This is a genomic window from Maribacter arenosus, assembly GCF_014610845.1.
In the GTDB taxonomy this organism is placed as follows: domain Bacteria; phylum Bacteroidota; class Bacteroidia; order Flavobacteriales; family Flavobacteriaceae; genus Maribacter_A; species Maribacter_A arenosus.
Map to the genome: position 1 here is coordinate 196,316 of NZ_JABTCG010000005.1, position 25,398 is coordinate 221,713.

The 25,398-nt window shown below is 38.3% G+C and carries 30 protein-coding genes; 11 read left to right on the top strand and 19 right to left on the bottom strand.

The features are described from left to right. The first annotated feature begins 31 nt into the window (after positions 1 to 31). From thrC to HPE63_RS14550, 6 genes are all read left to right on the top strand, one after another. Entirely contained in the window at positions 32 to 1,330 is a 1,299-nt protein-coding gene (gene thrC / locus HPE63_RS14525; protein WP_188315014.1) for a threonine synthase, read from the top strand. Between the two features lie 101 nt (positions 1,331 to 1,431). Beyond that, positions 1,432 to 2,517: a glycine cleavage system aminomethyltransferase GcvT gene (gene gcvT / locus HPE63_RS14530; protein WP_188315015.1), complete on the top strand. Its 1,086-nt coding sequence runs from the start codon at positions 1,432 to 1,434 to the stop codon at positions 2,515 to 2,517. Positions 2,518 to 2,545: 28 nt separating this feature from the next. Then, complete coding sequence (locus HPE63_RS14535; protein ID WP_188315016.1) at positions 2,546 to 3,373, top strand: sugar nucleotide-binding protein; 828 nt, start codon at positions 2,546 to 2,548, stop codon at positions 3,371 to 3,373. 50 nt (positions 3,374 to 3,423) lie between these two features. Beyond that, positions 3,424 to 3,711, top strand: a complete 288-nt coding sequence (locus HPE63_RS14540; protein ID WP_188315017.1) for a 4a-hydroxytetrahydrobiopterin dehydratase — start codon at positions 3,424 to 3,426, stop codon at positions 3,709 to 3,711. A 76-nt stretch (positions 3,712 to 3,787) separates the two neighbouring features. Continuing rightward, the gene (locus tag HPE63_RS14545; RefSeq protein ID WP_188315018.1) at positions 3,788 to 4,498 is read left to right on the top strand and encodes a YebC/PmpR family DNA-binding transcriptional regulator; all 711 of its coding nucleotides are present in this window, start codon (positions 3,788 to 3,790) and stop codon (positions 4,496 to 4,498) included. A gap of 115 nt (positions 4,499 to 4,613) precedes the next feature. Then, positions 4,614 to 5,804: a tyrosine-type recombinase/integrase gene (locus HPE63_RS14550; protein ID WP_188315019.1), complete on the top strand. Its 1,191-nt coding sequence runs from the start codon at positions 4,614 to 4,616 to the stop codon at positions 5,802 to 5,804. Between the two features lie 10 nt (positions 5,805 to 5,814). Here HPE63_RS14550 and HPE63_RS14555 read toward each other — a convergent pair whose 3' ends face one another. The 15 genes from HPE63_RS14555 to HPE63_RS14625 all read right to left on the bottom strand — a co-directional run bounded on the left by HPE63_RS14555 (position 5,815) and on the right by HPE63_RS14625 (position 17,040). Further along, positions 5,815 to 6,060, bottom strand: coding sequence for a MerR family transcriptional regulator (locus HPE63_RS14555; protein ID WP_188315020.1), 246 nt, complete (start codon positions 6,058 to 6,060; stop codon positions 5,815 to 5,817). Continuing rightward, entirely contained in the window at positions 6,060 to 7,082 is a 1,023-nt protein-coding gene (locus HPE63_RS14560) for a relaxase/mobilization nuclease domain-containing protein (protein ID WP_188315021.1), read from the bottom strand. The genes HPE63_RS14555 and HPE63_RS14560 overlap by 1 nt, the downstream gene beginning before the upstream one ends. Next, on the bottom strand, positions 7,079 to 7,420 hold the full coding sequence (locus HPE63_RS14565) for a plasmid mobilization protein (protein WP_188315022.1): 342 nt from the start codon (positions 7,418 to 7,420) through the stop codon (positions 7,079 to 7,081). Before HPE63_RS14565 ends, HPE63_RS14560 begins: the two co-directional genes overlap by 4 nt. A 168-nt stretch (positions 7,421 to 7,588) precedes the next feature. Next, entirely contained in the window at positions 7,589 to 8,074 is a 486-nt protein-coding gene (locus HPE63_RS14570) for a hypothetical protein (protein ID WP_188315023.1), read from the bottom strand. Further along, positions 8,074 to 8,784 (bottom strand): hypothetical protein, encoded by a 711-nt coding sequence (locus tag HPE63_RS14575; protein ID WP_188315024.1) that lies wholly within the window; start codon positions 8,782 to 8,784, stop codon positions 8,074 to 8,076. Before HPE63_RS14575 ends, HPE63_RS14570 begins: the two co-directional genes overlap by 1 nt. Positions 8,785 to 8,824: 40 nt before the next feature. Continuing rightward, positions 8,825 to 8,965, bottom strand: coding sequence for a hypothetical protein (locus HPE63_RS14580; RefSeq protein WP_188315025.1), 141 nt, complete (start codon positions 8,963 to 8,965; stop codon positions 8,825 to 8,827). A gap of 71 nt (positions 8,966 to 9,036) precedes the next feature. Beyond that, on the bottom strand, positions 9,037 to 9,909 hold the full coding sequence (locus tag HPE63_RS14585; protein ID WP_188315026.1) for an alpha/beta hydrolase: 873 nt from the start codon (positions 9,907 to 9,909) through the stop codon (positions 9,037 to 9,039). Between the two features lie 80 nt (positions 9,910 to 9,989). Beyond that, positions 9,990 to 10,556: a hypothetical protein gene (locus HPE63_RS14590; RefSeq protein WP_188315027.1), complete on the bottom strand. Its 567-nt coding sequence runs from the start codon at positions 10,554 to 10,556 to the stop codon at positions 9,990 to 9,992. Positions 10,557 to 10,574: 18 nt separating this feature from the next. Beyond that, positions 10,575 to 10,790, bottom strand: coding sequence for a hypothetical protein (locus HPE63_RS14595; RefSeq protein WP_188315028.1), 216 nt, complete (start codon positions 10,788 to 10,790; stop codon positions 10,575 to 10,577). A 41-nt stretch (positions 10,791 to 10,831) separates the two neighbouring features. Beyond that, positions 10,832 to 11,149, bottom strand: a complete 318-nt coding sequence (locus HPE63_RS14600) for an antibiotic biosynthesis monooxygenase family protein (protein ID WP_188315029.1) — start codon at positions 11,147 to 11,149, stop codon at positions 10,832 to 10,834. 857 nt (positions 11,150 to 12,006) lie between these two features. Then, complete coding sequence (locus HPE63_RS14605; protein WP_188315030.1) at positions 12,007 to 13,263, bottom strand: hypothetical protein; 1,257 nt, start codon at positions 13,261 to 13,263, stop codon at positions 12,007 to 12,009. Between the two features lie 3 nt (positions 13,264 to 13,266). After that, on the bottom strand, positions 13,267 to 14,430 hold the full coding sequence (locus tag HPE63_RS14610; RefSeq protein WP_188315031.1) for a hypothetical protein: 1,164 nt from the start codon (positions 14,428 to 14,430) through the stop codon (positions 13,267 to 13,269). A 6-nt stretch (positions 14,431 to 14,436) separates the two neighbouring features. Further along, on the bottom strand, positions 14,437 to 15,468 hold the full coding sequence (locus tag HPE63_RS14615) for a hypothetical protein (RefSeq protein WP_188315032.1): 1,032 nt from the start codon (positions 15,466 to 15,468) through the stop codon (positions 14,437 to 14,439). Positions 15,469 to 15,472: 4 nt separating this feature from the next. Then, positions 15,473 to 16,480 carry a hypothetical protein gene (locus HPE63_RS14620; protein WP_188315033.1) on the bottom strand — a complete coding sequence of 336 codons (1,008 nt, stop codon included), beginning with the start codon at positions 16,478 to 16,480 and terminating at the stop codon, positions 15,473 to 15,475. A gap of 20 nt (positions 16,481 to 16,500) precedes the next feature. Continuing rightward, entirely contained in the window at positions 16,501 to 17,040 is a 540-nt protein-coding gene (locus HPE63_RS14625) for a hypothetical protein (RefSeq protein WP_188315034.1), read from the bottom strand. Positions 17,041 to 17,229: 189 nt separating this feature from the next. Here HPE63_RS14625 and HPE63_RS14630 point away from each other — a divergent pair, with 189 nt between their 5' ends. The 3 genes from HPE63_RS14630 to HPE63_RS14640 all read left to right on the top strand — a co-directional run bounded on the left by HPE63_RS14630 (position 17,230) and on the right by HPE63_RS14640 (position 20,477). After that, complete coding sequence (locus HPE63_RS14630; protein ID WP_188315035.1) at positions 17,230 to 19,029, top strand: tetratricopeptide repeat protein; 1,800 nt, start codon at positions 17,230 to 17,232, stop codon at positions 19,027 to 19,029. Positions 19,030 to 19,037: 8 nt separating this feature from the next. Beyond that, complete coding sequence (locus tag HPE63_RS14635; protein WP_188315036.1) at positions 19,038 to 19,784, top strand: LytR/AlgR family response regulator transcription factor; 747 nt, start codon at positions 19,038 to 19,040, stop codon at positions 19,782 to 19,784. Positions 19,785 to 20,201: 417 nt separating this feature from the next. Next, positions 20,202 to 20,477, top strand: a complete 276-nt coding sequence (locus tag HPE63_RS14640; RefSeq protein ID WP_188315037.1) for a LacI family DNA-binding transcriptional regulator — start codon at positions 20,202 to 20,204, stop codon at positions 20,475 to 20,477. A gap of 26 nt (positions 20,478 to 20,503) precedes the next feature. Here the strand turns inward: HPE63_RS14640 and HPE63_RS14645 are convergent, their stop codons facing one another. The 4 genes from HPE63_RS14645 to HPE63_RS14660 form a co-directional block, all read right to left on the bottom strand. Further along, on the bottom strand, positions 20,504 to 20,920 hold the full coding sequence (locus HPE63_RS14645; RefSeq protein ID WP_188315038.1) for a hypothetical protein: 417 nt from the start codon (positions 20,918 to 20,920) through the stop codon (positions 20,504 to 20,506). Positions 20,921 to 21,229: 309 nt separating this feature from the next. Continuing rightward, the gene (locus HPE63_RS14650; RefSeq protein ID WP_188315039.1) at positions 21,230 to 21,754 is read right to left on the bottom strand and encodes a hypothetical protein; all 525 of its coding nucleotides are present in this window, start codon (positions 21,752 to 21,754) and stop codon (positions 21,230 to 21,232) included. A 120-nt stretch (positions 21,755 to 21,874) separates the two neighbouring features. Further along, entirely contained in the window at positions 21,875 to 22,723 is an 849-nt protein-coding gene (gene lgt, locus HPE63_RS14655; protein ID WP_223198181.1) for a prolipoprotein diacylglyceryl transferase, read from the bottom strand. A gap of 5 nt (positions 22,724 to 22,728) precedes the next feature. Next, entirely contained in the window at positions 22,729 to 23,046 is a 318-nt protein-coding gene (locus HPE63_RS14660; RefSeq protein ID WP_188315040.1) for a hypothetical protein, read from the bottom strand. Between the two features lie 430 nt (positions 23,047 to 23,476). On the opposite strand from HPE63_RS14660, the gene HPE63_RS14665 reads away from it, so the two are divergent. Both HPE63_RS14665 and HPE63_RS14670 read left to right on the top strand, forming a co-directional pair. Then, positions 23,477 to 24,370 carry an IS1595 family transposase gene (locus HPE63_RS14665; protein WP_026809533.1) on the top strand — a complete coding sequence of 298 codons (894 nt, stop codon included), beginning with the start codon at positions 23,477 to 23,479 and terminating at the stop codon, positions 24,368 to 24,370. Positions 24,371 to 24,447: 77 nt separating this feature from the next. After that, positions 24,448 to 25,341: an IS1595 family transposase gene (locus HPE63_RS14670; protein ID WP_026809533.1), complete on the top strand. Its 894-nt coding sequence runs from the start codon at positions 24,448 to 24,450 to the stop codon at positions 25,339 to 25,341. Positions 25,342 to 25,398 lie beyond the last annotated feature (57 nt).

Consider the following 25,398-nt stretch of genomic DNA (forward strand, 5'->3'; position numbering starts at 1 on the left):
CGATGTATAGGGAAATGACGCTACTGAAACCATGAATTTTTATAGCCTTAACCATATAGCCCCGAAAGTTTCTTTCAAAGAAGCCGTAATAAAGGGTATAGCTCCGGATAAAGGACTTTACTTTCCTGAAAGTATTACCCCTTTACCCCAAAGTTTTTTTGAAAACATTGAAAAGTTGTCCAGTGAAGAAATTGCCTTTACGGCCATACACCAATTCGTTAGTGCGGATATTCCCGATAACGTACTACGGGGCATCATCGGGCATGTCCTGGATTTTGATTTTCCTATAGTTGAAATCGAAGAAAATATCGCTACGTTGGAACTTTTTCATGGGCCCACAATGGCTTTTAAAGATGTAGGCGCACGATTTATGGCACAATGCTTAGGTTATTTTTCAAAAGGGGAACATACCGAAGTTACGGTTTTGGTCGCTACATCGGGAGATACTGGCGGTGCCGTGGCAAATGGTTTTCTTGGGGTAGAAGGCGTAAAAGTGGTTATCCTTTATCCGAGTGGTAAAGTCAGTGATATCCAAGAAAGACAACTGACGACCCTTGGCCAAAACATTACCGCTTTGGAAGTCGATGGTACGTTTGATGATTGTCAAAAAATGGTAAAAACCGCTTTTTTGGATAGCGATCTCTTGGATAAAATGCAACTCACTTCGGCGAACTCCATAAATGTGGCCCGATGGTTACCTCAGCTCTTTTATTTTCTTTTTGCTTATAAAGAATTGAAGTCAAGGGGAAAGGAATTGGTATTTTCGGTTCCCAGTGGCAATTTTGGGAATATTTGTGCCGGAATGGTGGCCCAACGCCTTGGTATGCCCGTAAAACATTTTGTGGCCGCTACCAACGTAAACGATACGGTCCCTGAATTTATGGAAACCGGGGAATATGAACCTAAACCTTCCTCAGCCACGATTTCCAACGCTATGGATGTGGGCGACCCTAGCAACTTTATCCGTATTCGGCATTTGTATAAAGATGATTTTAAAGTATTGAAAGAAAACCTAAGTTCCTTCTCGTTTACTGATAGCGAGACAAGGGAAGCCATGTTGGCAATTCACGACACTTCCGGTTATATTGCCGATCCCCATGGTGCAGTGGGGTATTTGGGATTGAAAAAGTACATCGAAACAAATCCAAACGCATATGGCGTGTTTTTAGAAACTGCGCATCCCGTAAAATTTTTGGATGTTGTCGAAGATACTATCGGCCAATCCTTAGAACTTCCAGTCCAAATACGAAAAGTGATGGGTAAAGAAAAGAAATCAATTAAAATAGCAACCTATGAGGCTTTGAAAATGCATTTATTAGGGAATCATTGATTCGTACCTTGCTAATTTCAATGACTATATCGGTCAAAATTTGAGAAAAGTATTTCTTCTACTTATTTTCAATAAATTTGCCCAACTAAAAGTCAGTGTACATGAAGAATACCGCCCTTACCATGACCCATGAAGCCCTTGGGGCCAAGATGGCACCTTTTGCTGGGTATAAAATGCCCATTTCCTATGAAGGTGTAACCGTTGAACATGAAACCGTGAGAAATGGGTTGGGAGTTTTTGATGTTTCCCATATGGGGGAATTTTTAATCGAAGGACCAAATGCATTGGATTTGATACAAAAAGTCACGTCTAACGATGCGTCCAAACTCACTATCGGTAAAGCGCAATACAGCTGCTTACCTAATGAAACTGGAGGTATTGTTGATGATTTGATCGTTTACCGAGTCAAGGAAGAAACCTATTTATTAGTGGTCAACGCTTCCAATATTCAAAAGGATTGGGACCATATTTCAAAATACAATGAAACTATCCATGCAGGGATGAAGGATATCTCTGAAAACTACTCACTATTGGCCATTCAAGGCCCAAAAGCGGTTGAAGCCATGCAAGCTTTGACCTCGGTCGACTTGGCAGAAATAAAGTTCTACAATTTCGTCGTTGCCGATTTTGCGGGAATTGAACATGTTATCATTTCCGCAACGGGATATACAGGCTCTGGAGGTTTCGAAATCTACTGTAAGAATACTGAGGTAAAACAAGTTTGGGATAAAGTTATGGAAGCTGGGGCGGATTTTGGTATCAAACCCATAGGATTGGCAGCGAGGGATACGCTCCGACTGGAAATGGGATATTGCCTTTATGGCAATGATATTACCGATGAAACTTCCCCATTGGAAGCAGGTTTGGGCTGGATTACAAAATTTACCAAAGATTTTGTAAATAGCGAGGCCTTGGCCAAGGAAAAAGAACGTGGACCAAGTCGTAAGCTTGTTGGTTTTGCACTGGATGACCGTGGTATTCCCAGACAAGGGTATGATATCGTCGACGGACATGGAAAAACCATAGGTATTGTAACGTCAGGTACCATGTCGCCCTCTTTGGGCAAAGGTATTGGTCTAGGTTATGTACCTACCGTTTTCTCAGAAGTTGGCAGTAAAATCAAGATTCAGATACGTAAGAATGCCATTCCGGCGACCGTGGTAAAACTACCTTTTTATAAAGGTTAAGCACGAACAACCCAAGTAATGTGAATTGATGGAAGAAGGAGGAAAAAAAATATTGATCTTGGGAGGAAGTGGTTTTATCGGCAATGCTATTTATCGAGAGCTTCGTTCGTATTTTGATACATACGGTACCTTCAACGCTTCGCGAAGGTCATTCGAGGATAATCAACAGTTTTTCAAATTTGATATCGAAGAGGATGATATTTTTCCATTGCTGGAAAAGATACGCCCTCAAATCATTATTTCTGCCATCCGGGGAAATTTTGCCTCACAAATACAGGTGCATCAACATCTCGTGGAATATATTTCCGAAAATGAATGTAAATTAATGTTTATCTCATCCGCCAATGTGTTTGACGCTTATAGTAAATATCCTTCCTATGAGAATGATAAAACACTTTCGGAAAGTATTTATGGCCGGTTTAAGATAAAAATCGAGAATATGATGATGCGTTTACCGACCGATAAAATAGTCATCCTCAGAGTCCCCATGGTTTTCGGCAGTTCATCGCCACGTATCAAACAAATAAAGAACCGGATTTGGAACAATGAACCCATTGATGTTTTCCCAAATTTGATCATGAATGTCACCCACATTGATAAATTGACCCAACAAATTCATTTTCTGATCAACCATAATAAAAGTGGTATCTTTCATTTAGGCAGTAAGGATCTGGTGCATCATGATGACTTTATAAGGGAAATTGTTGAGCGAATCGGAAAATTCAGTCCCATTTTCAAAAGGATTTATACTACAAACGATGACCGATATTTGGCTGTACTTGCCAAAACCAATAAACTACCTAAAAACCTCGAAACGACGTATCAGGAAATTATAGACCATCATCTTTCATTATAATTTTATGCTTTTAGTCTTTGGCTTTTATACCTTTGGATAAAACAAAGACCATGACAAAGTTAAACGAATCGGAAATTCTTGAACAGCTGGAAGATATAAAAGGTTGGGAATACAATGAGGGTGCCCTGGAAACTACTTTCGAATTCAAGAATTTTAAGGAAACCTTCGCTATCATGACAAGAATTGCCTTCGAATGCGAAGCACAAAACCACCATCCTGAATGGAGCAATGTGTATAAGACATTAACTATTCGATTGAATACCCATGATGCCGGAGGGGTTACTATAAAGGATTTCAAATTGGCCAAGACCATTGAAGAAATTATTGAAAGTGACTAGTTCTACTTACATCCCTGTACTTGTCAAGGGACTAATTTTTATTAAATTTGCCTTCATTAAATTAAATATGTAAACAATGGGAAGAGCTTTTGAATTCAGGAAGGCCCGTAAGATGAAAAGATGGTCCGCGATGTCCAAGGCGTTTACCCGTATCGGCAAGGATATCGTTATGGCGGTCAAAGAAGGTGGACCAGATCCCGATTCCAATTCAAGGCTAAGAGCGGTCATACAGAACGCCAAATCGGTAAACATGCCGAAAGATAATGTTGAAAGGGCCATTAAAAGAGCTACGGATAAGAACCTTGGTGATTATAAAGAGGTTTTGTTTGAAGGCTATGCGCCCCATGGTATCGCTATTTTGGTAGAAACGGCAACGGACAACAATACAAGGACGGTTGCCAATATTCGTAGTTATTTTAATAAATGCAACGGAAGTTTGGGCACCTCCGGTTCTGTAGAATTCATGTTCGATCATACTTGCAATTTCCGTATTCCTGCCGAAGGAATCGACCCGGAGGAGCTCGAGCTCGAGATGATAGATTTTGGCGCCGAAGAAGTCTTTGTTGATGAGGACGGTATATTGATATACGCACCATTTGAAAGCTTTGGATCTATACAAAAAGAATTGGAAAATAGGGAAATTGAAATCCTGTCTTCTGGCTTCGAGCGGATACCTCAAGTGACCAAAAAACTATCCGAAGAGGAAGCTGCCGATGTTGAAAAACTATTGGAAAAAATCGAAGAGGATGATGATGTACAGAACGTATACCACACTATGCAGGAATAATCCTTGAAACACCTTATAATACTCGCATAAACCCCTAATTTTATTAGGGGTTTTATTTTTTATAATCGTTTATAATTCTTTATATTTGATTAAATTCCGAACAAATAACGAACAAATGAATTTTAACTATTATCTCTCCCATTATGTTAAGAAGAACGGTACTCAGATGATACGGCTCAAAATGGAGACTTCTAAAAAAGATGTTCAGTATTTGGATTCCGGAATATCAATCCAAAAAAACCAATGGGATGACAGGAAGAAAAAAGTAAAAAGACATCCAATAGAAGAAAAACTGAATGCCAACCTCCAATCTTTAATGGTTTCTGTTCAACAACTCTACTATAGCAATAAAGGAGTATCGGCCAAGCGATTGCATTTTTTATATAAAAACAACAAAAAATATGACTCCAGTTCCTTCTTGGACTTCTACCAACAAATTGTCGATGAAGCTAAGCTAAAAGGAAAGATACGCACTGCAAATACGCAGCAGAAGTATATAGAAAAACTAAAAAAATTCTCAAGCCATGTTTCATTCTCTGATCTTTCGGTCCAATTAGCAAAAGATTACGAAAAATGGATGCTTGAAAAAGGGAACAAAATAAATACAGTAGCTTCAAATTTCAAGTCAATGTACGCTGTTTTGAACAAGGCTTTGAAAATGGGTATTATAAAAGAAAACCCCATACGAGGCTACTCGATAGTAACTGAAAACGTGCAGAAAGATTCATTGACTTTTGAAGAAATCAGCAAACTTTCAGATTTGGAAATCCCTGTTAGGTTCAAAGGAATGATTAAGGCCAGGGACATGTTCTTATTTTCCTTCTATACCGCTGGCATGAGATTTTCTGATATATGTAAACTTAAATGGGAAAATATTGTTGGAAATGAAATTGTCTATACTATGGGTAAATCTAGGACTAGAGCCGGTGCTAAAAGAACTTTGCCTCTGACTCCCAAGGCCGTTGCTATTTTAGAAGATTATAGAGGCAGAAACAATACTTATATCTTTCCTCCCCTTTATGGGATGGACAATAAAAACGCAGAAGAAATAGAACACAAATTATATATTGCAAATAATGCCATAAACCGTTCATTGCGTAATGCTTGCCAAAAAGCGGATATCGGAAAATGGGTGAATATGCATATGGCTAAGCACTCATTTGCAGATTTTGCCGTAAAAAACGATACAGGTCTATTATTGATTTCTAAGCTTTTGGGGCATACCAAATTGTCTACTACCCAGCACTATCTAAAAGACTTTTATCACAAAGAAGAGGCTGAAGAAATGAATAGGTTATTTGGATAATGTGAAATAGTTAGTTTATCGTGATATAATACCCATTATTGACTTTAATAGATATTTCACCTTTCCGTAATTTTAGGTTTATTATTTCAATGTCCTCTCTTGGATACAAATATTTTTTACCCACTTTAAAAAAATCGACCAATCCTTGATCCCTTAATGACTGCATTATCTGTCCATTATAGGAAATACCTAATCGCTCGCAAAATGCCCTCCCTGTAAGATTCAATGGCTCTATATGTACGTTCGCGGTTTTCACTACCTACTTCTCCCTTTTTTTCTTCGCCTTCTCCAAAGCGGGCCATCCAATTCGTTTCTATAATTATTGAAGGGTTCCGGACTTAAGATATCTTTTTCAGAAAGTCCCAAATGGTCCGTTGGTTGGTCAATAATTTTCCCTGCCCCTCCGATAGTATTTTTTGGTTGTTCCGCATTTTCTCCTGCCCCTTCTTTATCAGCGACAATTCCTCTAAAATCTCTTTGTTCTGCTGAATTAGTTTGGAGAATAACTGCACGGTCTCTGATTTGTTCATAGTCTATTTGTTTTATTATGTTATTCCATGAATATTGTCTTCCCAAACTGCTTCCCTTATAAATAACCCCTTCGTAGTTGAAAGAAATACCAGAGACCTTTCCTGTAGTGTTGCTCATATTAAATTTTGGCCGAATATCTCTTGACTGCATTCGATATATGAACTCCTCGATAGTTTCGGAGCGATTTAATGCTTCCATCAGTTGGTGTTGTAGCATACTTTTTGTCGGTGCCTTGCCCGTCCGAAGTGTTTTCTCAATTTCATTTTGGGTAAGGGCTGCCCTTCGCTCCAAAGTTGCATCGGGCAGTAGAGAAAGACCGTATTTCTTTTCCAATTTCCTTACTAAACGCTCACTTCGCTCATAGTCTTTGCTATCGCTGACCAATTCTCCAGATAATTTGACCCTGTTGGCAACGATATGGATGTGTTGGTGACTTTGGTCATCATGACGGTAAATGATATATTGGTTATCGTCGAATCCCATTCCCTTTAGATAGTCCAATCCCATCGAAACAAAATTTTTGTCGTTCATTTTTTCATCGGGAGGAAGGTTCAGGGAAACATGATACACGGCTTTGCCCAACCTGGGACGTAACTGCCTTACCAAATTGAATTCCTTGGTCATTTCAACCGCACTACCCAAATCAATGTTCGCATCCAGTACAGCGGCCTGGCATAGTTCAACCTTTTTCTGGTTGTAGGCCAACAGTCCGTAAAAATCCTTGCCCTTTATCTGCTTGGCTATCATTTATCCTTGATATTTGATTTTAATTCGCCTAAAAGGTGCCGTAGCTCTGTCAATTGTCGATACAGATTTTTTGGAGAGTGCATCCGCAAATGGGAATTTTTAGAGAGTTGGTTGATGTTGTTGCCGATACGGCTCAACTCGACGAACAGTCTTCTATTCTCCGGTGTCACTTTGGTTCTGGGAAGCGGTCTGCCTATTACCTTTTTTCGAATGTAATCCGGTATGCCAATGCCCAATGTTGCCGCATTCCCGGAAACGATCAGGTATTCGTTGACCGTCATCCGAACGTTGATTCGTATTGCTTTCAATGATTCAATATCCTTTTTTGGCCGTGCCATAATTCTGGGGTTTGGGGAGGTACACCAACAAGCTTGCGAACAAAGTGAGCAGTTTTTGCTTGCAAAAACATGGCTTGCTACGTGACCTCCGATTAACTTATAGCAAACCTAAGGGCAAGTGAAGAATTAGATTTTGAGTGCTGTACATAAAGTAGTGTACACCACTTTTTAGGAACAAAGCAATACTTCTTGATATTTTTCTTTCAGGGTTTCTGCTGCTGGGGCAACCTGAAAAAAAAGGGATCTAAAATTTACTAGATAGGAGAGCGCCCGTCTATAATTCATTTTTTTACTACCGTTGTCCTCGAAAGACCGACAGGCATCTTTTGGATGGATTTCTTTAGGGGTTACCAGTCCGTTTAAGGTGCGTTGGGCGAACTCAAAGCGTTGGACGGCCCTTCTGTGAATGGCATCCAAAGATAGGTTCTCAGGGTATTCCGGAACATCATAATACAACTCCTCCAAAATGACTATAAATGCTCGCCTTCTTGATAGTTTTGGCTTTGAAGGTTTTACACCAAGTTCAATTTCTATATCGGAAGTTATCTTTTTGGCCAATTTGACCTGTTCCAAGGTGTAGGTGTTCCCATTGACCTTAAGATTGGGCTCCCTTTCGAGCTGATCCAAGTATGTAAGCAACTTTTTGGCATTCATTATCGCTTGGGGCCTTTTCGGTTTTGGTTCTTTATGGTTAGGGAGAGGGATTCTCTGAACGAATTTTTCAGGATATCCATACGTAGGGACATTCCTAAAAGGTTGCGATGCACGAAACTTCCCATTAAATCATAAGTAGCTATATTCAGTTTGTTTTCGGACAACTTATGCCTTATTGCCACAATTAAGAACAGCTTCTCATGGTCGTCCAGTTTAGTGGCTTGGGTATCTAGGTTTGAAGCAAATGATTCTACAAACTCTTTAGTTGCAATATCGTTGTTCCCTTTTATTTTCTCAAATTCCGCACTACTAATTTCATGGATAAAATGTTGGATGGCAAATTTTCCGAATTCCCACTTTCGGTATGTTGTTGTGGGGTCAACCATTTCCATTTCCACAAAATCAACAAGCTCATCATTATCCAGCATGTTTTCAAACCCTATTTCTTTAGTTTGAATGGCGGAAAGCTCATGTCTTGTTTCATCCGAAAAATTATTTATCAAATGAAAAGCGAACTGCTTGGCCATTTCCACCATGGGCAAGTTTTTTTCTTCTGTTACTTTTAGGAAGGTCTTCTTTTGAGTTTTCTCAAGACTGCTCTCGTGTATCAGATAAACGAACAGGTTACTGATAAAATCAATTACGGCAGTAGGACTTTTGCTATTCCCGGACAAAGTAAAATCAATAATCTCTATGGTGTTTTTATTCATCGTTTATTTGAACTTTTGCTAGATGTAAACATTTATCTGTCTATTTTTCAAAAGAACGGTCCTTTGCATCACCTGCTTTAGCTTTCTTTTTAGTTTTAAAATATCTAAAAAGCCATATAGAAACTATTAGGAATAAAATTAATGCTACGCTGGTTAAGATTGCTGATAATTCTCTATTCATAGTCATAATTTTCATCGTTTATTTAAACTTTGAGAAATTCACTTAGTGCTTTTCATAGGACACAATAGTCGCTACTGAATTAATGTATTGATCTTTTTGATAGCATCGTCGGATAATTCCTTTAAGGTCATAATATGTTCGGTTTCCGTTTCCCAAAATTCCTTCGGTTCCTTGGCAGCTTCAAATACGTTTTTTCCACGCTTGAACGGAACGTCTCTATCCTTTCTGCTATGGATTATTAGTTTTGGAATATTTTTAATCTCGGCAATATCCCTCACTCCAACATAATCCTGATTGAATCTTTCAGGAGTTTGTTTTATTTTGTTTCTCAAAAAGTCCGCAGGCGCATAGTCCATGGCCAAACTTTGTGCTGATTCGACCGTTCCATCGAGAACCAAGGCATTTACCTTGGTTTGGTTATCCTTTGTTATTTTAATTGCCATAGGTCCGCCTAATGACATTCCGTAAACTATTGTTTTTAGACTGTCGGCAGCGTTCCTTTTCAGAAAGTCCTTAAAAGCCACTTCGGTATCTTTCATAACTCCCTTGTAGTTCGGAACACCAGTGGATTTTCCATAACCTCTCCAGTCTAAAGCATAAACTTCAAATCCGTTGTCGACCAACGGTTTTATTAGACTTTTATATGTACTGACATTTCCACCCGCACCATGGATTAGAAAAATATTTCCTTTAGGCCCAGTGGCCGGTTTGAATTGGTATGTATGGATCTTAATAGAATCATCTACAGGTAGAATATTTTCTGAATAAACCAACTCGTCCATATCTCCCATTTCTTTCAGTGGGAAATAGTAAAGTTTGGATTCATCATTTTTCACCATCGCTTTAATCATCGGGTCGGTTTGATAGAAATAGATTCCAATTCCAAATCCCAAGATCAGGAAGGTTAATAATGTCCATCCGATAATTTTTAAGAATTTTCGCATCCTTTTGTTTTTATAGCAGCTAACGTAAGAATTTAAACATTGAATATTTCCTATATAACTAATCCTTTATTTAAACTTTATTACAGAGCGTTTTTATCCGTTTCATATAATTCAATCGCCTTTAGATAATTCATTGCGCCATTCATTGTCATATCATTGATAAAACCATCTAGTTCAGGATGATTTTTTTTAATCCAACTCACCAAAGAATCTCTCTCTTTTTGCCAAATATTCCAATCGGCACTTTTACATTCCAATTCTTCAATTTTTGAAATTTTTCCGTAATTAAAAGAGATTTTGTACTGGCATGTCATGGCGTTGTTTTTTAAAAATTCATTACGAACAGAATTTAAAGCAACAGAGGCAATAATCTGATTATTTTTTTCTTCTAATTCAACTATTTTATAAGACGGTCTAAATATGGAATCCCATTTAAATTGTTCATAAAAACTATCATGGGAATAAGGCATGACGTAATCCCCTGCAATAATCGTAATGCTATCGTTTATTAGTGTTTTTAGCTCATTGTAGTTAGCTGCATCTCTGGCATTGTAATATTTAGTAACTGTCTCTTGATGAGTTAATTTCTGGTCGCTGCATCCCGTTAAGAAATACAAAAGAAATAGTATGAAAAAGGTGTTTTTCATTGATCGTTTATTTGAACTTTATATTGTGGGCAGAATAGCGGCCATAATACTTAATATGATTCCAATTACTATTATCCAAACTATTGTTGAAGTATTTGCACGAGTTTTCTCGGTTGCAGCTTGGATCAACCAGTTAGAATATAGAATTTCCATCTGTATTTCACGTTCTGTACAATCTGCTCTTTCAGCTTCGAATTTTTGTTGTTTTTTTGATTTTTCTCTTAGGTTGGCCATATTAATATTGGTTTTTCAATCCTTTATTTAAACTTTTGCTTTCATTCAATTGTATCACTTTTTTTACTTTCAAAAACTTTTTCAAAATGTTCAACAGTAGGAAAAGGATCATAATAATGATGTAATAGTTTTTTCCACTTAAGATATTCTGAGGACTGCCTGAAATCAACTATGTGATTTTCCAATGTATCCCATTCGACCAATAAAGAATATTTATTTTTTTGTTCGATACATTTTTGCAAACTATGCTTTACATATCCGTTAATGGCAGAAATATAAGTATTCGCAATTTTGAAATCAACTTCAAATTGTTCCTCCATACCAGGTTTCACTTCTAACATTGCAATTTCTAAGATCATCTTCTAACTGGACTTTAAGAGCATAAAAATACCCACGACAACAAAAAATAGTACGATCACAAATATCCATAAAAATTGTAAGTTGTTCGGTTTAGATATAAATCGACCAAATTTACTTCGGCTCTTTTCCATAACAATTTGATTTTTTTTAGATTATATAAATTTTCTATGGGGCTTTGGCAAGGTGTTTTGCTGCCCATCGTATTATTGAACTTTTAACAAATTAAAAATCCTACAAAAAAGAATATTATAAGAATCGAAAGAATTATACCTAACCCCGTATTCCCTTTAATACACTCTACTATCAAATTAAGTAGCTCTTCAATCACCCTTTATTTCAACTTTGCTTTCTTAAAATATATCAATTTCAGACGAACCGGTATATCTGAAAAAATTGATCTTCTTACATTTTATACAATAAGAACAGCACTTCACACAATTGTATACCTCAAATACATGATCAATTACTAGATTAACATCAATATAAGAATCACGTCCTTGCAAGAGCAATTGTCTTTTAATCAAAAAACATGTAACATTATGAATCCACTTATATCCTATATCGCCACTGCAGCCATAATTTTTGCCCTAAGTGTTATTGTTTTTATTCTAACTGGGCTTATCAAAAATCGCCCTAGTCAGTAAATACCCTACTGCCATTCTTGATATCATCCTTTATTTGAGCTTTTAATTCCATTCTGGCTTGCCAAGATATTGTCCTAACTTATCTTTTGTCCATCAAGACCAAAAGTTAATCAATTCCACTTTTAAACTGTCCGTTTTAATTGGAGGAAATCACTACGCGAAAAAATGGAAGTACCTATATAAGATGATGTGGTTCTATTCGCAGTAAAAAATTAATCAGTCCCCTTATAAGTCAAGTTTTCGAGATTTATTTCCCCAATTTTTGAAGTCAGCCCAGCATGGGAATACAGTTCCATAATAGGGTCCAGTAAATGATAGGTGTATTTTGGAGCATAAATCGTGGGATTCTCGGGTCGGAAACCTTCATAGACTACTCTTACTTTTACCACCATCTGCGGGTTCTTTGTTTTATCGTTTATCAAAGCCTCGGCCGCGGCCGGATCTATTTTAAAGAGCACCTCGGCATTTATATGTTCTACCTGTTGTGTTTTATTAAAGATTTGTTGCCCGTAAGGTGTCTTGGGGAAAAACTCAAAAAAATAATTATCCCTCGTACTTCCAAAATCCATACTATAACTAGACCTCCTTTTGGTAGGCAGTTGCACCCAAAATCCGTTTTTATCAAAATCATAGGACCCTTTGAACTCCAACGGAACAACAAATTGAAAATCTTCGGTAGCGTCCTCAAAAAATGTTTGGGTCCATTGTAGTATTTTATCTAAATACTTTTCTACAAACGCCACATATTTTTCATTCTCGGTAAAATCATCGGCATATTCCCCTCCCCATTTGGATACAATGGGGGCATTACCGGTACCGTTGCGATCATTCATAAAATATTCCTTTTTCAAGGCATCCGTACCCAATAAAAATGCAAAATTCATTAGGTACCCTTGGGCCATATTCGATTTTACCGCTTCTTCTACCAAGGGTTTACTAAGAGGGGTGAGAGCCGTTCTGTCCATTACCTTAAAATGACCCTTTAGCGTATGCATTCGTGCCAACAGTAAAAAAGCATTATAGCCTATTTTCATTTTACTTCTTATCTCATTGACCTCGGGAGTAGACACGGGCATTTTAGGATTGTCGGGCTTGGTATAAAAATCACAGGAACCAAATCTTGGCAGCCCCTTAGATTTTTGAACGTAAACATCGTGAAACGCTGGATCTGGCGATTTATACACCAAATAATCCGATTCGTTAATAGTGGTTGTGGATTGCTTTACTGAAGTAGGTGGTACCGCTTTGTTATCATCGCTTTTGACGGTTCCCAATTCTTTTGATTCCTCCTCTTTCTTTGTTGTACCCTTGTTTCCTGATAAGATATCGTCTACCTCTTTATCGGTCTTATCTATAAGCTTTGCCTCGGCTTGCTGTTTTAGCTTTTTAAAAAACTGGGCATTGGCTGGGGGTGCCATTATAAAAAACAACATTCCCATTACCACCATAATTGTACGACTGCTTCCCATCTGTCAGTTTTTAAGATTTGTACTATTAATATCTACCTCTCCCATTTTGTCCGTAAGTGTCACATCCTTATAAATTTCAAGGATCGGACTCTCCAGTTCAAATTCCCAATTTACAGAGGTTGTATTGTTGGGCTTGGGGTTTACAAGCACCTTGAACACTACATATACCGGTGACCTAGCAATTAACTTGTAGGTCTTTGCCTTATCGGCATCTATGGGCAGGAATATTTTTTTGCGTTGGTGCCTTATTGCTTTTTCGTTCTCGGTGTAGGGTATAAAATTGGACTGGTGTAGCATGAAGTCACCTCCGTTGGAAAATAGATTTCCTATCCAATACCCCTTTTCTTTAAAATCGTATTTTTCGGCCACCAAACCCTTTGCCACATAATAGGCGACCTCGCTATCATTTTTATAAAACGATTGGCCCCAGGTTTTAAGGATATCGAAATATTCCTTTACAAACGTGGTATAACTGCGGTTCTGGGCAAATTCATTTTTAGAGGTACCTCCCCAATACGAAACAAACACCCTCTCCCCTGCCCGATTTTGAAAATCACAAGATGATGATGCTTCCGAATCACAAAAATATTCTTTCAATTTTTCGTCGGATAGCGTTTCACCTGCAAGAATCCTTAAGTGATTCTGGGCAAATTCTGAATTCTTTTTGGCAAGGTCTTCTGATGTGTTTTTTTGTTTCGTCAATTTAGACCAGTCCATATCCTTAAAAGTATCCTCTAAAAATTTCAACTCTAAAAGGGCTTTATAGGCCTTATTGGTGATCAAGGCATTTGTTCCTGTTTGAAAATTGAGTTCACCATATCTTGGCAGGCCGTTATAGGACTGTATTACAATATCCCTAAAATCTTTGGAAGGCGCCTTGAACCTTAAAACCTCTTGGTCTTGAAGACTTGGGTCTACCTTTTTGACCTGTGTTCCCGTTGGTGTTGTTTTGGTCTCTACCCCTGTTTTTACATCGGAATTTGCGGTGGTTTCCGTCTCGCCGTTTAAAAGTTGGTCCGATTTTTCACCGGCGACCTCCACTACCCTGTCCTCTACATTCTTTTTCAATTTTTTTAAAAACTGGGCATGTACGGCACTTGGTGCCAAGAAACCAATTATGGCAAAAAGTAGTACAAAACGTGCTTTTATATTTTTAATTTTCATCATTGTCTATTATCTGGTTTTAGATACCATGGTGTTTATATCAATTTCCACCACCCTATTGGTAAGCGCATCATCGGTATAAATTTCAATAACCGGACTGTTCAGGGTAAAGGTGGTCTTTAGCTGGTCTGCCCTATAGTTTTCCAGTCCGTTCAGCTGCCCCGTGACGTCAAAAACTAAAAACAGGTACTGATGGTTTTCCGAAAAGGCCTCCGCTTTTTCAGGAGACATTTTTAAGAGGATGGATGAACCGTTGGGATGCATTAATTTTCTTTCCGAAGAATTACTGGGCTGAAGGCCGAACCACCTCAACAAAAAGCCGTTGTTACTATACTCTCCGGTACGTAACCAGTAGCCGCCCTCTTTAAAATCGTAGGTGCCCAAATTTGTTTTGGCCACGTAATAACCGCTTATTTTATTTTCTGGATATAAGGTTTTCGCCCATTCTTGTACCAACGGAAACTTTTCTTTTACAAACGAGGTGTATGCCCTCAACTTTTGAAACTCCGAAGCTCCCCTTCCGCCCCAGTACCTTATATTTCGAGGTTCATTGTAATACCCCTCTTCTGGGAACACCTTGGTACAATCCTCTTCTTTTGGATTACAGAAAAATTGGATTGCCTGTTGGGTGGTGCAAAGGGCATTCGCCAGAGCAAGTATATGTTGCTGTGCGGTGTAGGATTTCTGTTCCTTGTCGTACATGTTCGGTGTACGTACGGTGAAATAATCTTTATCCATTGCAGCGAACATATCTTCTTTGAACCGCATCTTTAAAAGTTCGGTAAAGGCATGCCTACTGGCATTGTTATGGCTGAATCTTTTATCCATTTCAAAATAGGACGCTTCGTTGGCCTTTACATAGCTACCATCCGATTTTATGTAATACCCATCTTGGAGGCCAAACCGTAGTTTGCCATTGTGGGTCTGTAGCGACAGGTCTATAAAACTTGAAGAAGGAGCATCAAAAACTTTTTCTACCCCTTGCCCCCAAACCGAAAAATGTACTACTGGTAGTATTAGAATAATGAGGAACTTTTTCATAAATTTAATTGGTTAGGTCTGCCAGAGACAATGTTTTAAAGTGTTGTGTCAGTGCCTCGTCCGTATAGATTTCCAAATCGGTACTTTCGTGCGAATAATTAAATTCTATGGTCTCAGACGGTGACCCCATTGGCTTGTTTGACCGTTGTACCTTTATCTTTTTTACCACATACAAGCGTCTTATGCCCTCTTTTTGAAATCGTTCTGCCGTTTGTTCATCTATGTGAAGTAAAAATTTTATGTTCTTGTTCCTATCTATCGAGTTTTGAAGTGCCTCCTCGAATTGTTTTACAGGATTGAACACCACTTGGTTTAAGATACCCTGCTTTCTAGTAAAAATATTGTTGAGTATTATAGAATGGTATACTGTATATCCCTTTTTATCAAAATCATAATTATTGCCTATGTTCAGCATAGAAACGTGGTAGCCGACCAGTTCATCGCCCTCCATTATATTTTTGCTCCAATCTAAAAGTGGACCTAAACAGTTATCTACAAAGGATGTATAATTACGAAGTCTTTCAAATTCATTTTTTCCCTGGCCGGCATTCTTACATTCATCTGCCAAGCACAGATTAGGTGCCACCTGGCTCCGTAAAAATCGCTGTAAGAAAGCGGAATTAGATTCTTTTTCGGACATATTGGAGGTTATTGTAGTTAACCCCTTCCTATCCAGATCCTCCATAAACGGCCGTAAATATTTTAAGCCGACCAAAAGGGAGAAATTATTTTTGCCCCTAGTTACAATCTTGTTTTTATCATTACTCACAGGATTTTTGCCCCCACGAACTGGTCTAACGGTCCGCATTCCCTGTCTTTGCCCACCAGTTTGCTCCCGATACATATTCGGAACCCCAAAACGTGGCAAACCCTTATGTGCCTGTAATGTAATGGAAACAAACTTATCGGAAGGTGCCTGAAGCATAACGGTTTCCTTATCAACTGTAGACTGGGCGTTGCTAACCAGTACTCCCAAAAAACATAAAACAATGAATAAACATGACCTTACCATAACTATTCCCTTTATAATTTTTAATCCCAAGTGATGGTTCCGTCCATGGTCAAAATGGTGTCATCTTCGGTGTTGATTACCGTAGTACCATCAAAAGTGACGCTCTTGGCATCAAAATCAATTCCGAATCCATCACCGCATACAGTAAAAAAGTTTAGATAGGGAGAAGAACAAGCATGGCTGTACTCTTCTCCATCTTTTACGATGGTCATGGAAATACTTTTGTCGATATCCGCCGAACCTCCAGTAGAAAAATCAGCAGCTACGAGGACAAATCCGTTTTGGTAATCGTCATAAACAAGTTCATTATCGACCACGGAAATATTCTGGGACAAGAGTATAACGGACTTATCCGTTCCTGTAAGGGAAGTATTTGCAACCTCAATATTTCCAACGGTTAACGAGGTTCCCAATTCCGATGTCTCCACTCCAGACAATGTTATGGTTCCAGAAACCTGGTTATCACCCGCATTTTCTTGATCAACTCCATCATCCGAGCCACAACCAAAAATGAGAAAGAAGGTTAAACAGTACAGTAAATTTTTAATATTCTTCTTCATGCGGTTACTTAATTATGCGGTTTAATTATACCTAAACTATCAATTACAACCGGTTTGCACCATAACCAATTATTCTACGTATTGGTTTGCCATTTTACCGTGGTAATTATTCAGATATTCGTAAACACGGGCATAACAGCGGATTAATTGAACAAAAAGTTTAAATTTGAAAATAACCAACCTTATAATATGCCCCGACCAACTAATAAAAAGTATTGTTTTTTACTTATCTGTCTGGTACATTTTTTTGGTACTTCCCAGCAAAACAAATTAGACTCCCTAAAGAACGAGATACAAACTCACACCTTAAAAGATACCATAAGGGCAGGCCTGCTTATTGAGTTAGCGAGTGAAATGACCTATTCCGAACCAAATGAGGGGTTTGCATTCATAGAAGAGGCCATTGCTATTTCAAAAAAAAATAGATGGATCAAAGGTGAGGCCTTGGCCCAACGCCAAAAGGGGAATTTATATTATGTTGCAGCGGATAATTTAAATGCTTTGGAGGCCTATCAAAAGGCTTTGGTGCTTAGCAGAAAAACACCAAATAAACAGCTAGAATCCAGCGTTTTAAGCAATCTTGGGAATATACATGCGGATTTAAAGGAATACGACCGGGCCCTAGAGAATTACCGTGCCTATTTAGAAACCTCACAGGCAATGGGCAACCGGTCGGAAGAAATTAAAGCACTTTCCAATATCGCCATTATCTACAACGATACTGAAAATTTTGATGAGGGCATATCTTACTTGAATAAGGCCCTAACATTGGCCAAAGACGAGGAAAACGATTTGTTCATCGCGGCCATTACCAACAATTTGGCCTTGGCGTATAAAAATTTGGGGGAGTACCAAAAGGCCCTTTTCCACTATCAAGAAGCTTTGGCAATGGCTCGAAAAATAGGTAATAAATACATTGAGGCATCCGCTCTGAACAGTATTGGAAAAATAAACGTATTGTTGAAAAACTATACCGTTGCCGAAACAAATGCGAGTAAAGCACTTTCCCTTTCCAAAGCAATCGGGGCCATGGAGTGGGAAGCTGATTCTTGGGAGGTATTGAGTAAGGTTTATGAACAAAATGGTAAAATGACAGAGGCGTTGAATGCCTACAAAGAACATATACAATTAAGGGACAGCGTACTAAATGAAGAAAAGAAATCGGAATTGACCCGTAAGGAAATGCAGTTTCAGATGGAGCGCCAGCAAGCGGTGGCCAACGAAGAGATCAAACGGCAGGAACTGGTAAAAAACATCTATTTGATCGGGGCCATTTTATTAGTGCTGCTGGCCATCTTCGGTTATTATATTTACAAGCGTAGGCGGGATGGGCTGGAAAAAAAGAAAATCGCCGAATTCAATGCCAAGGTATCGGAGACGGAACTTAAGGCCCTTCGCTCGCAAATGAACCCCCATTTTATTTTTAACTCGCTCAATTCCATCAGTGATTTTATTTCTAAAAACGATATCCAACAGGCAGATGACTACTTGATCAAATTCTCCAGGCTTACACGGGCAATTCTAGAAAACTCAGAAAAAAAATCGATCACTTTAAACGAGGATCTTGAACTGATGGAACTATATATGCAGTTAGAAGCCATACGTCTAGAAAACAAATTGCACCATCAAATTACGATCGATCAAGATATTGAGCCCAACAACACGCTGGTGCCCCCATTAATTTTACAGCCCTTTATCGAAAATAGTATTTGGCACGGTATCGCCCCTAAAAACGGAGATGGCCATATAGACATTAAAATTGAAAAAGAAGGCGATATGCTAAAATATGTGGTGGATGACAATGGAGTAGGACAACCCAAAAAGAATATGAGGGAGAAAAAATCGAATGGATCTTTTGGTATCAAGATCACAAAAAGCCGAATTGATATTCTGAGCCATATAAAAAACAAAAAAGGAACCGTTAATTTGATGGATAAACCGGAAGGGGTCCGCGTTGAAATAACACTCCCCTTAGAACTCCAATTTTAAAAAGCAGCATGTTAAAAGCAATAATAGTTGATGATGAGCAACACTGCATCGATCGCCTAGAGAGGTTGTTACGATCCAGTGCGCACGATATACAAATGATAGCTTATTGTAAAACAATTGATGAAGCAAAAAAAGAAATTGCCAAAATTGCCCCGGATATTCTGTTTTTGGATGTACAACTGGGAAATGCGACTGGTTTTGACCTTCTTTCACAATTGGACAATATAGATTTCGAAGTAATTTTCACTACCTCTTATGATAAATATGCGTTAAAGGCCTTTAAGTTTTCTGCCTTGGACTATCTTTTAAAACCTATAGATAATACGGAACTTGACCATGCCCTTCAAAAGTTACGGCAACAAAAAAACCTGAAAGAAACATCACAAAAAATAGATATCCTATTTCATAATTTTAAAGAGAGTAACGCCACTTCCAAAAGAATTGCCATTCCCACGGTGGAAGGTTTTACAATGTTGGATACCAAAGAGATCATCAGGTTTCAATCGGATGCAAACTACACCCATATACATACCTTGCAGAACAAAAAACTAACCGCATCTAAAACCATCAAGTATTTTGAGGAAATTCTAGATGACAATATGTTTTTTAGAGTCCATAAATCGCACCTGGTGAACTTAGACTACATAGAAACCTACACAAAAGGAAAAGGAGGACACATAACCTTGTCGGATAAAACCAAAATAGAAGTTGCGGTAAGAAGAAAGGACGAACTGTTACAAAAACTAAAGGCTTAGAACGCTAATAAAGTGGTTTTTAGAGCACCGATGCTGTACTGTTCTACGTTGGCCAATGGGAAGCGCCGGGTAAAACCCCATCTTACCAAAAAATATGGGCTTCCAAATCCGAAATATGAGTAAACAGTTGAGCCCTATAAAACGAAGGCCTTATTAAAACAAAAAGACCCCAAGTAAACTTGGGATTGGCCTAGATACCATTAGCCAACAGTCAATCCGTTCAACGTAGTTCCCTGATATTCGTTCAGTTACATCAAAAATTTCCAGAATTAAAACCCCATATATTTTTTGGAACAAGAAATTACCTTAATATTGCACACGTGTGTATTATTAAGGGGATGTCAGAAAGAATTACGATAAAAGATATAGCAAAAACATACATCATTCAACGGTCTCAAGGGCCTTACGCGGTGATGAATGGGTAAAAGAAGCAACCTGCGAAATACAGTTCAGGAATATGCCAAGCACCATGGCTATAATACCAATGTGGCAGCCCTTGAATTACGGGGAGAAAAGAAAAAAACCATTGCCGTTATCGTTCCTAACATAAACCACCAATTTTTTTCAAACATCATTAGCTCTTTTACCAATATCGCAGCTAGTGAAGAATACGTAGTTTCTGTTTTTCAGACCAATGAAAACTTTGAGCAGGAGCAAAAAATAATCGATCGTTTATTTGAACTTTGGTTTTAGCTCAGCATCTTTGTTGTAGTGCATTATTAGTTTCTTTTTTTCAATTCAATTCCATTAATCCAGAAAATACCTGACTCAAAGAATTCCAGCTTTGCGATTGGTTTTTCATTAGATATATTATCAGAAGAAGCATTTATAAATTTTGCCTTCGTGTCATTGAAGTTTAACGTGCTATTGTGGTCTATATCCGTATTTGGGTTTGTTCCGAAATAGATAATGTCATTCTCAGCCCTCCAGGTTCCTCTCCCACTAATACTGGGCTCAGCGGGCAAGCCCAGTTTAAATTCATGATATGAATCGAAATGGAAAGCGCCATTTGGGTATAATTTTAGTAAATATCGAACCGACCCACCTTTTGTTTCATATTTGCCTGTAATGTTATGCGTCTGTGCACATGAACACAAGCAAGACATCATTAAGGTCACAAATAGAAATTTTTTCATACAAGAATCCTATTTAAATTCGCTACAGCTTATTTGTATCCTTTATTTGAACTTTTAATTTTGATCTGGTTCACCGACATGGTGTCCTAACCTATCCATAATCCATTGCTTACCTGAATTTAAAGTTAATGAATTCTACTTTTGAACAGTTCGGTTTCAAGGTTAGCATACAAACGCTTAGTTAATAGTAAGCGTTCTTTATTCTTAATCCACTTGATTAAGTAGTCTACCAACCCAAGAATTGAGTTCGAATAGGTTGTCCTTCTGTATAAACTTCTTAACAAGTCAATTCGTAATATTAGAAAATACTCAGTATTTATTCCAAAATCGAGCCAAAGGATTTGACATTAAGAAAGCTAGTCCGTATAGCGCGACCCAACCACTACTAAAAGTCCTTAAATCACTAATTCGATAGGAATTGTACTCGGATTTGGTCAATGCACGAATAATTCTCCCGTGGTCGGTTAAAACATACTGTCCGTTCTCCAAACTCGCACTACCTTCAAAATAATTCAAAGAAATTATAATATTGAAAAAAGCATATACTGCAGAAAATATGAGCAAACCGATATATGATTTAGGAATTCCATCAAATATTGTATCCCAGGAACCTAAAGTTTTTTCATCGGTAGTTTTTTTGGCTTGGTATTCGTGAGTTCTAGACAATATTATCGTGATACCAGTTATTCCAATTCCAAAAGCTTGCAGTAACCAGACGCCACTAAAATAATCCTGAACGATAACTCCAAAAATTGTCAGTACATGGACAACAATGGATATAGTCAATCCAATAGACGAAAAAACAAAAATTGTACGAATTACTTTTTTGAGCATAAATGTTTACTAACGTACGAATATAGTAATATGTCACTATGTTTCTGTTCTGTGAGTACCTCAAATATTGTTGATTTATCAATCGTTTTTTTGAACTTTAGTGAACTGGATTAAAGGTTTTCAGAGGATACCTTGTTGTGCCCTGAGCATTTTAGTTCTCCAAAGTCCATATATTACAAATCCAATCCCAACAAAAATGTAAGGTAGACTCAAGAGTTGTCCCATATTAAAAGTCATTCCATCTTCAAATCCTACTTGATTTTCCTTAACAAATTCAATAATAAATCTAGCCGTAAATATTAGAACGAGTACCAATCCAAAGAAAAAGCCGTTTTTAAGTTTTTCTCTCTGCGTCTTGTATAGCAAAATCATCAGTGCAAATATCAAAAAATAAGAAATTGCCTCGTATAATTGTGCTGGATGTCGTGGAATACTGTCAACTCGCTCGAAAATTATCCCCCATGGTTTAGTTGTGGGCATCCCGATAATTTCTGAATTCATGAAATTTGCGAGTCTAATGAACCCACTAGCTAGAGCTGCTACAACTGCTATCAGATCAATCGTATCGATCATTGAGTGTTTGGTCTTTCGAGAGTAGAGATATAACGCAATCAATAATCCCAATGCACCACCATGACTTGCCAATCCCTGATAACCTATGAATTCAACTCCTCCATCAGTAGGAAAGGTAATCGGTAAAATCATTTCTATCGGATGTGACAGGTAGTAGGAAGGTTCATAAAACAAACAATGTCCTAATCGTGCACCCGCTAATATCCCAATTGCGCTATAAATTGTTAACTTTTCCAGATTCTCTGATGGGAGGTTCTCTCTCTTATAAATCCAACCTAAAATATAGACACTTAGAATCAATCCACTTACAAAGAGCAATCCATAGTATCTAATCGAAATCCCGAAGACATTTATAATCTCGGGGTCAGGATCCCAGTGAATATAGTTTGAGATCATATCGTTTATTTGAACTTTGATATTTTATAATTTACCTTATTTAACCTTTCTTGGAACTCATTTAATTTCGGTTTAATATCGGTTCTGCCTGATGAAATTAAAGAATTAAAAACAGTAATGGCTTTCTCTAGAACCCGCACCTCTTCAGACAACAATTTTCTTTTACGATATAAAATGGCCAATCTTCGATAAGGAAAACTACCTTCAAAAGCCTCCGAGATGTTCGCTTCGTAAAGAGACATAGCTTCTAATACGTTGTCTTCTTTTTCCAATTGTTTTCCCATCAAATTCCTTTGAACCTGATCATCGAATTTATTGCTCATCGTTTATTTGAACTTTCATTTATGCCCAATAAAAATAACATTTAAACTTTAGAGATCTGGAGGAAGGCTCTCCTAAGAGGTTTTGTTAACCCTTTTTTCGTTTTCAAAATACCTAGTATCCTTATCTAAATGAACTAAAGCCCACTAAGCTCCATATAATAAATAGTCCGATTAATCCTATCCTTGCATAACCAAGGAATACACTAGTTAATAATATAAGACTAAGGACCATTACTATCGTTTTTATGCCTTTACTGAGTTTTCCTTTCGGCTTGGATGTCTTATTACTTCGAATTAATTGATTTAAGAAAATTTCATCCGATTTTTTTAAATAGTACTGTATTTCAGATTCCTCGAATCCCTTCTCTTTCATTTTCTTAGAGGTCAGTATTTAAATACGTATCTTTATTTATAGTAAAGATATAATATTATGGATGTTTTCAAGGGTCAAAATCTTCTAGAGTTCTCTGATCGGTTCAAAACCGATGATGATTGCAAGGAATACTTAGCTTCGATAAAGGCTAAAAGTGCTTATAAATGTACTCGTTGCAACCATACCGCCTGTCAAATCCGCAAGGACTTCGGCAGACAGTGCAATATCTGTGGCCATATCGAATCCGCTACCGCCGATACACTTTTCCATAAGGTCAAGTTCGGTGTCAGAAAAGCGTTTTTCATCTGTTTCGAGATGGCAACCACCACCAAGAGCCTATCGGCAAGTTATATGTCGGTTCGCTACGGTGTTACGGAAAAGACCGCCAGGCTTTTTATGCACAAGGTCAGGGAAGCGATGACCTCCAGCGGCAACGATCCCATGGACGGAGAAGTACACGTTGACGAGTTTGTCCTTGGCGGAAGGGACGAAGGCAAAACGGGAAGGAGCTATGACGGCAAGAAAAAGAAGGCCGTGACAGCCGTACAGCTTACCCAGGATGGCAAGGTAAAGAGAATGTATGCAATGAAGATCGATGATTTCTCCGCACGGTCCCTACAATACATCTTTGTGAACCACATCAGTCGGGAAGCGCAGGTAACAACCGATAAGTGGAGGGGCTACAGGCCCATAGCCAAAGCATATGACATCACCCAGATAGAAAGCAACAAGGGGCTGAACTTTAAAGCACTCCACACAATGATCCACCAAGTGAAATCTTGGATAAGGACAACCTATTCCTGGGTGAGCGATGATAATCTGAACAGGTACTTCAATGAATTCTGTTTTCGGATCAACCGATCACAGAGCAAGGCAACCATATTCAACAACCTTATCACCAAGATGGTGCAGGGAGAGAAAATATATCAATCACAATTAATAAGTAACTAACTACTGACCTCTACATTTTCTTTTTTAGAGGTCAGTATTTAAATACGTATCTTTATTTATAGTAAAGATATAATATTATGGATGTTTTCAAGGGTCAAAATCTTCTAGAGTTCTCTGATCGGTTCAAAACCGATGATGATTGCAAGGAATACTTAGCTTCGATAAAGGCTAAAAGTGCTTATAAATGTACTCGTTGCAACCATACCGCCTGTCAAATCCGCAAGGACTTCGGCAGACAGTGCAATATCTGTGGCCATATCGAATCCGCTACCGCCGATACACTTTTCCATAAGGTCAAGTTCGGTGTCAGAAAAGCGTTTTTCATCTGTTTCGAGATGGCAACCACCACCAAGAGCCTATCGGCAAGTTATATGTCGGTTCGCTACGGTGTTACGGAAAAGACCGCCAGGCTTTTTATGCACAAGGTCAGGGAAGCGATGACCTCCAGCGGCAACGATCCCATGGACGGAGAAGTACACGTTGACGAGTTTGTCCTTGGCGGAAGGGACGAAGGCAAAACGGGAAGGAGCTATGACGGCAAGAAAAAGAAGGCCGTGACAGCCGTACAGCTTACCCAGGATGGCAAGGTAAAGAGAATGTATGCAATGAAGATCGATGATTTCTCCGCACGGTCCCTACAATACATCTTTGTGAACCACATCAGTCGGGAAGCGCAGGTAACAACCGATAAGTGGAGGGGCTACAGGCCCATAGCCAAAGCATATGACATCACCCAGATAGAAAGCAACAAGGGGCTGAACTTTAAAGCACTCCACACAATGATCCACCAAGTGAAATCTTGGATAAGGACAACCTATTCCTGGGTGAGCGATGATAATCTGAACAGGTACTTCAATGAATTCTGTTTTCGGATCAACCGATCACAGAGCAAGGCAACCATATTCAACAACCTTATCACCAAGATGGTGCAGGGAGAGAAAATATATCAATCACAATTAATAAGTAACTAACTACTGACCTCTATTCTTTTTTATTTCATTTGAGTCAAATCCTTTTTCTCTCAACGA